Source organism: Streptomyces sp. NPDC025793, from assembly GCF_055558375.1.
Map to the genome: position 1 here is coordinate 31,308 of NZ_JBVHMR010000026.1, position 13,676 is coordinate 44,983.

The window sequence follows — 13,676 nt, forward strand, 5'->3', positions numbered from 1 at the left end:
AATCAGGGGTCAGTTGGGGAGGAGGGCGCCGCTGTCGCCGTACCGGTAGAAGCCCTCTCCGGTCTTGCGCCCGTGCAGGCCGGCGTCGGTCATCTTCTTCAGCAGCGGGCAGGGCCGGTACTTGCTGTCGGCGAAGTGCTCGTGGAGCACCTCGACGCTGTAGAGGATGGTGTCGACGCCGATGAGGTCGGCGGTCTCCAGCGGGCCCATGGGGTGGCCGAAGCACTCGCGGAAGACCTCGTCGACGGTCGCCGCGTCCGCGACGCCCTCGTACACCAGGTAGGCGGCCTCGTTGACGGTGAGCATGAGGACCCGGTTGGAGACGAAGCCGCTCGCGTCGTTGACGTCGATGGCCTTCTTGCCCATGGAGTCGAGGAGTTCGCGGACCTTCTTGAGGGAGTCCTCGGTGGTGTGGTGGCCGGGGATCAGCTCGACGGCCTTCTTCATCGGGACCGGGTTCATGAAGTGCACGCCGACGACCTGCGCGGGCCGCTTCGTGAGGGAGGCGATCCGGGTGATGGGGATCGCGGAGGTGTTGGCGACGAGCACCGCGTCCGGGCGGGCGGCGGCGTCCAGGCGCGGGTACAGCTCGCTCTTCAGCTCCCAGTTCTCGGTGATGTTCTCGATCACGACCTCGGCGTCCGCGAGGAGGGCGAGTTCGGTGCCGCCGGTGATGCGGGCGAGGATCTCGTCCGAGTCGACCACGGGGCCGCCGAGCATCGCGCTCATCCGGCAGTTCAGGCCGATCCGGGCGATCGCCCGGTCGACGATGTCCTGGTCCCTGTCGACGAGCGTGACCGTGTGCCCGCTCTGCGCCAGGTTCTGTGCGACGCCGATGCCCATGACACCCGCGCCGACCACTGCGACGTTCGTCACCGCTGTGCTCCTTCCGCCGCCTTCGCGGCGATCAGTTCCTTGCCGAAGGCACGGACCGTGGGGTTGCCGATGAGGACGTCCACCGGCATTCCGCCGAACTTCGCCCGGATGCGGGCCATCAGCCGCACCGCGGCCAGGGAGTGGCCTCCCAGGTCGAAGAAGCTGTCGTTCGCGCCGACCCCGTCGATGCCGAGGATCTCGCCCCACATCCCGGCCAGCGCCGTCTCCACCTCGCCCGTCGGCTCCTCGTACGGCACGGTCAGCGCGGGCCGGGGGTGGCGGGGCCCCTCCCCCGACTCGCCGTCGGCGGGGGACGTCGTCCACTGGGTGAGGCGGTGGTCCAGCGGGCCGACGGAGACGACGAGCTGAGGCGTGCGGCCGTACAGGGACAGGGTGCGTTCGAAGGCGTCGGTGCCTTCGGCGGCGTCCATGCCGTAGCCCTTGACGGTGGCGCCGAGGGAGTCCTCGGTGCGGTCGCCGACGAGCCAGGAGTCCCAGTTGACGGCGAGCCATGCGGGGCCGGGCCGCTGCGCGAGGGCGTGGACGTAGGCGTCCAGCGCGGCGTTCGCGGCGGCGTAGGGGGCGTGCGCGAGGCCGCCGAGGAGAGAGGAGACGGAGGAGACGGCGAGCCGGACGGGGGCCTCGCCCTCGCGCAGCAGCTCCTCCAGGACGAGGAGGCCGCCCGGCTTGGACCGGAAGTGCGGCTCGCAGGCCTCCCTGGCCAGGTTCACGGCGGCGCCGAAGCAGTCCGCGGACTGCACGCCGGCCGCGTGGATCACGACGTCGATCCCGCCGAACCGCTCGCGTGCCGCGTCGAGGACTCCGGCCATGGCGTGCCGGTCGGCGACGTCCGCACCGAGCGCGAGAACCTCGGCGCCGGCCTCCCGCAACCGGTGCACGGTACGGATATGGCGGGCCGCGCGGCTGTCGGGGTGCGCTGCGAGGTGGGCGGGCCACTCCTCCTCCGGCGGGAGGGGGGTGCGGCCGGTGAGGACGAGGTTGCTGCCCCGGGTCGCGGCGAGGTGGGCGGCGAGGACCGCGCCGACGTCGCCGAGGCCGCCGGTGATGAGGACGGTGCTGCCGGGGGCGACGACGGCCTCGCCGGTGTTCTCCAGGCGCAGGGGCGCGAAGGAGCGGACCCAGCGGCCGGTGCGGCGCAGGGCGACCGGCTCGGTGGGGGCGTCGAGGGTCGCGGCCTCGTCGAGGATCTCACCGGCGCTGTCGGGGAGGTCCACGAGACGGCAGCCGATGTCGCCGACCTCCTGCGAGATCACCCTCAACAGGCCCTGGAGTGTGGACTGTTCGGGCCGCACCAGGTCGTCCCCGACGGCGCTGACCGCGCCCGACGTGCCCGCGACGAGGTGGACGGCACCGGGTGTGCGGTCGTCCGCGAGGGCGCTGGCGAGGGCCTGCACGGCGTAGTAGCCGTACCGCTGGGCGGCGTCGAAGTCGCCCTGGGGCGCGGCGGGGCTCCACAGGTGCAGGACGGTGCGCGGCCGGCCCAGCTCGGTGAGGAGCGCGGCGTGCCCGTCCCGGGAGACGGGGTCGACGTCCACCACGGCCAGGCCGCCGAGGCCGGGCGTGCCGGTATCGTCCTTCGGGCGGACGACGACGACTTCGGCGCCCTGCTCGTGCAGCGTGCGCGCGGCTCCGTACCCGGTCTCGTCGGCGGCGAACACCCACCAGGGGCCCAGCTCGCGCAGCCTCTCGGGGCGGGCCGGGGTGGCGGCGGGGAGCCGGTGCCAGACGGGGTGGGCGTACCAGTCGGCGGGGTCCGGGATGCGTCCCGGCGCCTCCGGGACTGCTCCGGCGGCGCCCGCGCCGGGGAAGGGCACCCGGTCGAGGAAGTACCGCTGCCGTTCGAAGGGGTAGGCGGGGAGCGGAACCCTGCCGCGCTCCCCCGGCTCGTACAGCGCGGCCCAGTCGACGTCGGCGCCCTCCAGCCAGGGTCCGACGGCGGCCACGGCGTCGGCGGGTGCCTCGGCGGGCGGGGCCCCGGTCACCGGGCCGGCTGTCCGCGCCCGCTGCGGGTCGGCGAGCGCCGCGACGGCGTCCTCGGCGGACTCGGCGACGACGGCCAGGCGGTAGGGGAACGTCGTCCGGCTGACCTGGAGGGTGTAGGCGACGTCGGCGAGGTCGGCGTCGGCCGAGGCCAGGTGGTCGCGCAGGCGCTCGGCGCTGGCGGCGAGGGCGGTCGGGGTGCGGGCGGACAGCGTGAGGACGTACGGCCCCTCGGAGGTGCGGGTCTCCCGCTGCGGCGCCTCTTCGAGGACCACGTGCGCGTTCGTGCCGCCCGCTCCGAAGGAGCTGACGCCCGCCCGGCGCGGGTGCGGGCGCTTCGGCCACGGGCGGTTCGCGGCGAGGACTTCGAAGCGGTCCGTCGCGAGGGCCGGGTTGGGGGTGCGGAAGTGGCGGGTGCCGGGGAGTTCGCGGTGTTCCAGAGCCTGGACCGCCCGGATGAGGCCGGTCACCCCGGAGGCCCGGTCGAGGTGGCCCAGGGACGGCTTCAGCGAGGACAGGACGAGCTTCTCGGCGCGGGGGCCGGGGAACGCCTTGTCGACGGCGGCGAGTTCGATGGCGTCGCCGAGGCGGGTGCCGGTGGCGTGGCACTCCACGTAGTCGACGGTCGCCGGGTCGACGCCGGCCACCGACAGGGCCGTCCCGATGACCGTGCGCTCGCCGATGGCCGAGGGGGCGACGTACGCGCCCCGGTCGGCGCCGTCGTTGTTGACAGCGGAGCCGAGGATGACGGCGTGGACGTGGTCGCCGTCGCGCAGGGCGTCGGCGAGGCGCTTGAGGGCGACGACGCCGACGCCCTTGCCCCAGACGCTGCCGTCCGCGTCGGCGTCGAAGCTGCGGACGACGCCGTCGGGCGAGACGATCGAGCCCTCTTCGTAGGTGTATCCGGCGGGCAGCGGGTCCTCGATGGAGACGCCCCCGGCGAGCGCGGTGTCGCACTCGTAGGTCAGGAGGCTCTGGACGGCCATGTGGACGGCGACCAGCGAGGTCGAGCAGGCGGTCTGGACGCTGAGCACCGGGCCGGTGAGGCCGAGTTTGTAGGCGACCATCGTGCACAGCGAGTCGGACATGGTGCCGATGCCGTACTGGCCGCTGGTGATGGTGGCCATGACGTCGGGGCGGGGCAGGACGTGCCGCAGGCCGTAGTGGCTGAAGCCGACGCCGCCGACCACGCCGACCGTGCCCGGCATCCGGTTCGGGGGGTAGCCGGCGCTCTCCAGGGCCTCCCAGCAGCACTCCAGGAACAGCCGGTGCTGGGGGTCGGTGACCTCGGCCTCGCGGGGGTTGAAGCCGAAGAACGCGGCGTCGAAGTCCTCGACGCCGTCGAGGGGGGCGCCCCGGCGGACGTAACGCGGGTCGGCGAGGAGGGCGGCGGGCACCTGGGCTGCGGCCAGTTCCTCGTCGGTGATCTCGCGCAGCCCGTCGGCGCCCTCGGCGAGCGCCCGCCACAGCTCCGCGGGGCTCGCGGCGCCGGGGAAGCGGCCGGCCATGCCGATGACGGCGACCCGGGATTCGAGGACGTCGGCGTCGTCGTCGGCGACGCCGTCAGGGGTGTAGGTCTCGTCGCTCATTCGCCCGCCGTCTTCCTGTTCTGCCGGGCCCGCTTCAGGCCGCAGCGGCGCTGCCTGCCGCGCTCGGACTCGTCGGCGGAGGTTTCCTGTCCGGTCGAGCCGGTGACGTGCCGGGCGAGGGCGCTCACGGTGGGCGCCTCGTAGAGCACGTACGGCGGTAGGTCGTCGATGTCGAGGCGGCGGCGGATGCGGGCCATGACCTCCATGCCGGTCAGCGAGTTGCCGCCGAGGGCGAAGAAGCTGTCGCCCGCGCCGACCTGGTCGAGGCCGAGCATCTGGGCCCATACCTCGGCGATCGCCGTCTCGGTGTCGCCGCTGGGTGCGACGTAGGGGGTGAGGAGGTCGGGGCGGGGGTGGCAGGCGCCTTCGAGCCAGGTGTCGCGGGCCTTGCCGATGGCCTCGACGTTGAACCGGGTGGCGCCCTTCGCCATCGCCGAGAAGTCCTGCGTGTTGACGACGAGATGGGGCTCGCCGAGGGAGAGCACCCGCAGCAGGGCGTTCCAGCCCTCGTCGAAGCCGATGCCGAACTTCCTGCGGCTCTCGCGGAAGTACTCGCGGACCTTGGGGTCGTATCCGGCGAGGCCCGCCTCCCACGCGTTCCACTGCCACTCGCCCCAGCCGACGGCGACCGTGCGCGGGGCGCCGGGCCGCTGGGCGGCGGCGTGTGCGGTGGCGTCGAGGTAGGCGTTGGCGGCGCAGTAGTCGAGCTGGCCGGGGCCGCCGCCGGTGGCGGAGGTGATGGAGGAGAACAGCGCCAGGAAGTCGATGTCCGTGCCCTCGAGTGCTGTGCGCAGGGCGTCGGTTCCGGCGACCTTGGGGGCCATGACCTTCTCGATCTCGGCCTCGGTCTTGAACTGCATGAGGCCGATGCCGGGCAGGCCCGCCGCGTGCAGGACGCCGTGCAGGGCGCCGAAGCGGGTGTGTGCCTCGGCGACCGCGCGGGCGGCGGTGTCCGGGTCGGCCACGTCGCCGGTGACGACCGTGACCTGGCCGCCGTGCTCCTCGATCCTGCGGACGCCGGTGAGGCGTCGGCGGACCTCGTCGGTGGCGGCCGGGTCGGCGAGGACGCTGTCCCAGGTGTCGCGGGGCGGGAGGCCGGTGCGGCCGACGAGCACCAGGCGGGCCCGGACGTCGCGGGCGAGGCGTTCGGCCATGGCGAGGCCGATGCCGCCGAGTCCGCCGGTGACGAGGTAGACGCCTTCCTCGCGCAGGACGTCGGCTCTCTCCCCTGCCGGTACCGGTTCGTAGTCGGGGAGCCAGCGGCGGCCCCGGCGCAGGGCGACGAGGGGGGCGTGGCCGCCGTCGCCGAGTTCCGTGGCGAGGGTGCAGGCGGTGACGGGGGCGTCGGTGTCGAGGTCGATCAGGCGGCAGGTGACGTCCGGGTATTCGAGCGGGATCACCCGTACCGGGCCGAGGAGGGTGGCGAGTTCGGGCTGGATGCTCTCGGCGCCGGTCACCGACGCCGTGCCCGAGGTGACGACGTCCAGGGCCCATTTGGCGGCGCCCGCGTCGGCCATCGCGCGGGTGAGGGCGACGAGGGTGTGCAGGCCGCGTGCCAGGGAGTCGCCGGGCTTTCGGGACCACAGGTGCACGACGCGCTCGGGGAGGCCGGGGCCGTCGTCCTTGAGCCGCTTGAGGAGGGTGCGGAAGGCGGCCGGGTCGCCGGGGCGGACGAAGAGGGCGTCGCCTTCGGCGGCGGACTCCCCGGGCCGGACGACGACGGCGGTGCCGCCCGCCGCCTCCAGCAGTTCCCTGAGGTCGCCGGTGAGGGCGTCGTCGTCGCCCAGCAGCAGCCAGCGTGCCGCCGGCAGGCTTCCCGTGCGGGGTGCGGTCTGCCGCCACACCTGGGCCTGTACCCACTCCTCCTGCGGGAGCAGCGGGAGTGCCTCGGGCACCGGGGAGCCGGGCTTCTGCGCGGCGCCCTCGGGGACGATCCAGTAGTCGGTGCGCTCGAACGGGTACGACGGCAGCGGCACCCGGCGCGGGTCGCGCCCCGCCTGGTGGGCCGCCCAGTCGACGCGCACGCCCGCGAGCCACAGCCCGGCGAGGGCGTCGGCGAGGGTCCGGTCGTCGGGCGTCGGGTCGGCCGCGTTGGGCAGGGTGGCGACGATCAGCGTGCCGCGTGCGGGCGGGCAGCCGGGGTGGCTGCGGGCGATCGCGCCGAGCGACTGTCCGGCGCCGATCTCCAGGAGCGCGAGGTCGGGGTCGGCGAGGAGCTGGGCGAGGCCGTCGGCGAAGCGGACCGGGGAGACCATGTGGCGTCCCCAGTACTCGGGGTCGGCGACCAGTTCGGCGGTGACGGGCTGCCCGGTGAGGCAGGAGACGTAGGGCCGGTTCGGCGCGCCGGGGCGGAGGTTGGCGCGGGCCCAGCCGGTGAGTTCGGCGCGGGCCGGCTCCAGCATCGAGGTGTGGAAGGCGTGGCTGGTGGCCAGCTTGCGGTGGGCGATCCCGGCGCGCTCCAGCTTCGCGGCGTAGGCGTCGACGGCCGCGTTCTCGCCGCCGACGACCGTGACGTCGGGCCCGTTGAGGGCGGCGACTTCGAGGCCCGCCTCGGCGAGGTCGGTGAGCTGGGCCGAGGTGCGGGCGACGGCCAGCATGCCGCCTTCAGGGAGCCGGGAGATCAACTGGGCGCGGAAGGCGACCAGTCGGAGCGCGTCCGGCAGGGTGAGGACGCCGGACAGGCAGGCGGCGACGTACTCGCCGAGGCTGTAGCCGAGCATCTGGGCGGGCTGGACGCCCCAGGACACGAGGAGTCTCGCGAGCGCGTACTCGGCGACGAACACGGCCGGCTGGGCGATCTCGGTGCGGGTCAGCGGGGTCTCGTCGGCCGCCTTGCTCTCGCGGGCCCGGAGCATCGCGGCGAACGGGTCCTCCTGGGCCGTGCGCGGGCCGGTGAGGAGCGCGACGACGTCCGTGTCGAGGAGGTAGCGCAGGACGTCCCCGCACTCGTCGACGGCGGCCCTGAACTCCGCTTCCCGTGCGTACAGTTCGCGGACCATGCCGGGGTACTGCTCGCCGACGCCGGCGATGAGGAAGGCGGCGGGCCGCTCGACGAGCGTTTCGGCGCGGCCGAGGACGGGGCCGTCGAGGCCGCCGTCGGTGACCAGGGCGCGGCGGTGTTCGAAGGTGGCGCGGCCGGTCTGCGCGGTGAACGCGACGTCGGTGAGGGCGAGTTCGGGGCGGGCCGTCAGGTGGCCCCGCAGGCGCTGTACGGCGGAGTCGGCGGCCTCGGGGGTGCGGCCGGACAGCGGGACCACCTCGTAGCGGCGGCCCGCGCGCGTGACCGGCGCCGGTTCGGGGGCCTCCTCCACGACGACGTGGACGTTGGTGCCGCCCATGCCGAGGGAGTTGACGCCCGCGATGCGGCGTTTGCCGGGGGGCGGGATCCAGTCGGTGAGGCGAGAGTTGACGTGGAAGGGGGTCGACGCGAAGTCGATCTCCGGGTTGGGGTGTTCGAAGTTGAGGCTGGGCGGGATCTGGCCGTGGCTGACGGACAGGACCGTCTTGATGAGGCCGCTGGAGCCGGCCGCCGCCGCGAGGTGGCCGATGTTGGTCTTCACCGAGCCGATGGGCGTGCCCTGCCGGCGCGGGCCGGGGCCGAACGCCTTGGTGAGGGCGGCGACTTCGATGGGGTCGCCGAGTTCGGTGGCCGTGCCGTGCGCCTCGACGTAGCCGACGTCGGCGGGGTCGACCCCGGCGGCGGCGAGGGCGTCGGTGACGACGCGGGCCTGGCCGACGACGCTGGGGGCGGTGTAACCGACCTTCAGGGAGCCGTCGTTGTTGACGGCCGAGCCCCGGATGACGGCGTACACGTGGTCGCCGTCGGCGATGGCGTCGCTGAGCCGCTTGAGGAGGACGACGCCTGCGCCGTCGCCGAAGAGGGTGCCGGAGGCGTCGGCGTCGAAGGTGCGGACGTGGCCCTCGCGGGCCTCCATGCCGCCGGGCTGGTGGAGGTGGCCGACCTTGTCGGGGACGTGGATGGCGACGCCGCCGGCGAGGGCGAGTTCGCACTCTCCGGAGCGCAGGCTCTGGCAGGCGAGGTGGGTGGCCACCAGCGCGGTCGAGCAGAACGTCTGGACGCTGAGGCTCGGCCCGGTCAGGCCGAGTTTGTAGGAGACTCCGGTGGCGAGGGAGTCCTTGTCGTTGCCGATGACGGAGGCGTAGATGTCCGCCTCGCCCTCGATGGCGCCGCTCAGCAGGTAACTGCTCAGGTAGGAGCTGATGTTGGAGCCCGCGAAGACCCCGACCCGGCCGCGCGTGTCGGCGGCGCCGTAGCCGCCGTCGTCGAGGGCCTCCCAGCAGATCTCCAGCATGAGCCGGTGCTGCGGGTCGGTGATGACGGCGTCGCGGGCGCTGTAGCCGAAGAAGTTCGCGTCGAAGCCCCTGATGTCGTCCAGGACGGGTTTCGCCGGGACGTAGTCGGGGTGGGCGATCAGCTCGTCGGGGACGCCGGAGGCGCGCAGCTCGTCCTCGGTGAAGTGGCTGACGGACTCGATGCCGTCGCGGAGGTTGGCCCAGAACTCCTGGGGGTTCTTCGCGCCGGGGAAGCGGCAGGCGAGGCCGACGACGGCGATGGGTTCGAGGCCGTCGTGGGTACGTGCCGGGGACTTCGGCGCGGGCTGCGGCGCGGGTTCCTCGACCTGTGCGGGGCCGGCGATGCGGTCGAGGAGCGCGGCCATCGTGTGGACGGTCGGCGCCTCGAACAGGGCGACCGGGGAGACGGCGACGGAGAACGCCTTCTGGATGCGCTTGACGAGTTGCAGCGCCATGAGCGACGTGCCGCCGAGGTCGGCGAAGTTGTCGCGGGAGCCGACGCCGTCGATGCCGAGGACGTCCTCCCAGATCTCCGCGAGCCTGCGTTCGCGGGGGCCGCTGGGCGGGACGAAGGACTGGGCGAGCGCGGGGCGCGGGAAGCGGTCCCCGGCCGGGCGGGCCAGCTCCTCTTCCTCAGGGCCGTCCTGGTCGAGCCACTGCTCGACGCGGGCCTGGAGGCCGCCCGCGCTGACGACCGTGCGGGGCACGGGGTGGGCCATGATCCGGTCGAGCACGGCGAGGGCCTGTGCCTCGGTCAGGGAGTGCTCGACCTGTGTGGCGCCGATCTCCCGGCCGTCGAGGGCGGCGGCGGTGGGCGCCCAGGTGTCCCAGTTGACCGCGATCCAGCGGGTGTCGTCGTCCGTGTGGCGGTACGGGAAGGCGTCCAGGGCGGAGTTGGCCGCCGCGTATCCGCCGAAGCCGATGCCGCCGAGGACGGTGGAGACGGAGGAGAACAGGAGGCAGAAGCCCGCCGGGATGTCCGCGAGGACGCGTTCGAGGACGGTCGTGCCGTGCAGCTTGGGCGCGAAGTGGGCGTCCCTCGCGGCCGGTTCGAGGAGGGCGAGGGCGCCGAAGAGGTCGGGTCCGGTGACGGCGGCGAGGTGGACGACGCCGTCGACGTGCCCGAAGCGGTCGGCGAGGCCGGTGAGGACGCGGCGCAGGGCGGTCTCGTCGGTGACGTCCGCGACGGCGTACTCGGCGGTGACGCCGTGGTCGGCGAGGTACCTGAGGGTCGCGTCGGCGTCCTCGGCGGGGCGCCGGCCGGTGAGGACGACGGTCGCGCCGTCCGCGCCGAGGTGGCGGGCGACGATCCGGCCGACCTCGCCGAGGCCGCCGGTGACGAGGACGACGCCGTCCTGACGAACCGTCAAATCCTCGGTGTCGGCGCGCTCTTCAGCCCTGTGCTCCAGCGCGGTGCGCTGTCCGCCGCGCCAGGCGACGGCGCGGCCCTGCGCCGCCGGGTCCGTCTCGCGCAGCACCGCGTCCGCGACGGTCCGCACGCCGTCGGCGACGAGGGCGACGTCCACGGAGCGGACCGTCAGCGAGGGGTGCTCCTGCGGGACGACGAGGCAGGCGCCCAGGGCGGCGGCGCGCGCCGGGACGGGGACGTCGCCGGGGAGGACGGCCCGCGCCGAGTCGGTCACCGTGACGATCCGCGCGCCGGTGTTGCCGAGGGCCGGGGCCAGCGCGCACAGGCTCGCGAAGCCGAATTCGAGGGCACGGTCAGGGTCGTCGGCCGTGGCGGGGTCGGTGCCCCAGAGGTGGAGGACGAGCGAGGGGGCATCCGCGTCGGCCAACAGGGCTTTCCAGTCGGCGGGTTCGGAGGGGCGCACCGTGAACGAGCCGTCGCCGGCGGCCTCGTACGCCTCGCCCGGCCGCACCTGGACCACCGGGCCGCCGAGGCGTTCCGTGACGGCCTCGGCCACTCCCCCGGTGTCGGCGAGCACCCACACCGGGCCTGCCGGGGCCGACGCGTTCCCGGGGAGCGGGGCGGGCGCCCAGTGCGGGACGAGGATCTCCTCGCGGGGCTGCGGCCGGACGGGCGTGACCGGAGCGGCAATGGTGGGCGGGTCGATCCAGTAGCGCTCCCGCTGGAACGGGTAGTCCGGCAGGGACACTTTCCGGGGCTGCCGGTCCTCGTGGTACGCGTCCCAGTCCAGCTCGGCGCCGGTGAGCCAGAGTTGGGCGACCGCGTTCGCGAGGGTCTCCTCGTCGGAGGTCGGGTCGGCCTCGGCGGGGAGGGTGGGGACGAGGAGGGGCCAGCGGTCGGGCGGGCAGTCGGGGTGGTTGCGGGCGAGGGCGCCGAGGGAGTTCCCGGGGCCGATCTCCAGCAGGACGTCCTGGCTGTCGGTGAGGGCGTGCTTGAGCATGTCGGAGAAGCGGACGGCCGAGCACATGTGCCGGGCCCAGTAACCGGGGTCGGTGATCTGCTGCTCGGTGACCGGCGCGCCGGACACGTTCGACAGGTAAGGGATGCGCGGCGCCTTGGGGCGCAGGTTCGCGCGGGCCCACTCGGTGAGGGGCTCGGCGGCGGGCCGCAGCATCGAGGAGTGGAAGGCGTGCGTCGTGCGCAGCGGCCGGCAGGGCAGCCCGTCGGCGAAGAGCTGCTCGGACAGGGCGCGGACGTTGTCGGCGGGCCCGGAGACGACGCTGACCGTCGGCCCGTTGTGGGCGGCGATGTCGACGCCGAAGCGAGTGTGCGGCGAGTAGCGGGCCGTCAAGGCGGTCGCGGACAGCGGGACGGCGGCCATCATGCCGGTGGGCAGGCCGGCGATCAGCTTGGCGCGGACAGCGACGAGTCCGGCGGCCTCGGGCAGGGTGAGCGCGCCCGCGAGGCCGGCGGCGGCGAACTCGCCGACGCTGTAGCCCAGCAGGAGGCGGGGGCGCACGCCCCAGGCTTCGAGGAGGGTGCCGAGGGCGTAGTCGACGGCGAACACGGCGGGCTGCGCGATCTCGGTGCGGCCGAGCTGGGACGAGTCGTCGGCGCCGGTCCGGCCGAGGAGGCGGGCGAGGTCGTCGGCGCCCCGGTCGCGGGTGGCGACGAGGTCGGCGACGGGGTTCTCCCCTAGGTGCGGGGTGAGGTGGGCGACGGCCTCGTCGAGGGCTTCGGCGAAGACGGGCTCGGCGGCGTAGAGCCCGGCGACCATGCCTTTGTAGTGCTCGCCGACCCCCGCGAGGAGCAGGGAGACGGGGCGGCGGGTGGTGCCCTCGCGGCGGGCGAGGACGCGGTGGGCCTCGTCGCCGGTGAGGGCCTCGACGGCGGACTCCGCGCTGCCGGCGACCAGGGCCCGGCGGTGTTCGAAGACGGCGCGGCCGGTCTGGAGGGTGTACGCGGTGTCCGCGAGGTCGCTGTCCGTACGGTCCCAGTCGCCGGGGGCGGCGAGGTGGGCGCCGAGGCGGGCGGTGGCCTCGCAGGCGGCGTCCTGGGTGCGGGCCGACCACAGCAGGACCTGGTGGCGGCGGGGTTCGGCGCGGCCGTCACGGGCGGGCGGCTCGGCTTCCTCGGCGACGACGTGGGCGTTGGTGCCGCCCATGCCGAAGGCGCTGATCCCGGCCCGGCGGACGCGTTCGCCGCGCTGCCAGGGGGTCAGTTCGGTGACCGGGGTCAGCTTCTCGCCGGAGCGGGCGAGCTGGGGGTTGGGGCGGTCGAGGTGGAGGGTGGGCGGGATCTCCTCGTGGTGGAGGCTGAGGGCGGCCTTGATGAGGCCGGTGACGCCCGCCGCGCGGTCGAGGTGGCCCAGGTTGCTCTTGGCGGAGCCGATGAGGGTGCGCTCGACGCCGTCCACGTCGAAGACCTGCTGGAGCGAGGAGATCTCGGCGGCGTCGCCGAGCGGGGTGCCGGTGCCGTGCGCCTCGACGTAGTCGATGTCGGCGGGTCCGAGGCCGGCGCTGGCGAGGGCCTCGGCGACGACGGCGGCCTGTCCGCGCACGCCGGGCGCGGTGAAGCCGACCTTGTCGGAGCCGTCGTTGTTCACGGCCCAGCCGCGCAGCACCGCGTAGATGCGGTCGCCGTCGGCCTCGGCGTCCTCCAGCCGCTTGAGGGCGACGACGCCGACGCCGCTGCCGACGGGCGTGCCCTGCGCGTTCGCGTCGAAGGCGTGGCACCTGCCGTCGGGCGAGGACATGCCGGCCTCTTGGTAGAGATAGCCGACGCGCTGGGGGACGGCGACGGTGACGCCGCCCGCGAGCATGACGTCCGCCTCGCCGCTGACGAGGGCCGAGCAGGCGGCGGCGACCGCGACGAGGGACGTCGAGCAGTAGCTCTGGACGCTGTAGCAGGGCCCGGTGAGGTCCAGGGCGTGCGCGACGCGCGTGGCCAGGGAGTCCTTGTCGTTGGCGATGCCGATCTGGACCTCGCCGGCGGTCTCCAGGACGGCCGCGTGCGCGGCGAGGTTGTGCAGCAGGTAGGAGCTCATCGCGGAGCCGGCGACGACGCCGACGGCGCCGTCGTAGCCGGCCGGGTCGACGGCCGCGTCCTCCAGGGCGTGCCAGCAGGTCTCCAGGAACAGCCGCTGCTGCGGGTCGAGGAGCTGGGCCTCGCGCGGGGTGTAGCCGAAGAAGCCGGCGTCGAAGAGGTCGATGCCGTCGATGACCGACCCGGCGCGCACGTAGGCGGGGTCGGCGAGCAGGCTCTCGGGGACGCCGTTCGCGCGCAGTTCGGCCTCGTCGAACTCGGTGACGGTGCACCGGCCCGCCCGCAGGGCGGCCCACAGGCCGCGCACGTCGTCGGCGCCCGGGAAGCGGCCGGCCATGCCGACCAGAGCGACGGCCGGTCCGAGGTCCTCGGGCGGCTGCTGGCTGTCCGTCATGTGTGACTCACCTTGCCTGTCCTTCTGCGTGCGGTGACGCGTCGTTGGAGGCGGGTGGGAAAGCGGCGTTCCGGCGGAGGGGCACCGA

Annotated in this window: 3 protein-coding genes; all 3 read right to left on the reverse strand. The window is 74.4% G+C overall.

Annotation, left to right across the window (positions count from 1 at the left end):
• Window positions 1–9: 9 nt before the first annotated feature.
• Genes ACZ4MF_RS34790 through ACZ4MF_RS34800 form a run of 3 tightly spaced genes read right to left on the reverse strand, consistent with a single transcriptional unit; the run spans window position 10 to window position 13,588 of the window.
• A complete protein-coding gene (locus ACZ4MF_RS34790) occupies window positions 10–876 on the reverse strand; it encodes a 3-hydroxyacyl-CoA dehydrogenase family protein (RefSeq protein WP_467496431.1) in 867 nt (288 codons plus the stop codon).
• Complete coding sequence (locus ACZ4MF_RS34795; RefSeq protein WP_467496433.1) at window positions 873–4,466, reverse strand: SDR family oxidoreductase; 3,594 nt, start codon at window positions 4,464–4,466, stop codon at window positions 873–875. The genes ACZ4MF_RS34790 and ACZ4MF_RS34795 overlap by 4 nt, the downstream gene beginning before the upstream one ends.
• Window positions 4,463–13,588: a type I polyketide synthase gene (locus ACZ4MF_RS34800; protein ID WP_467496435.1), complete on the reverse strand. Its 9,126-nt coding sequence runs from the start codon at window positions 13,586–13,588 to the stop codon at window positions 4,463–4,465. Before ACZ4MF_RS34800 ends, ACZ4MF_RS34795 begins: the two co-directional genes overlap by 4 nt.
• Window positions 13,589–13,676: the final 88 nt, after the last annotated feature.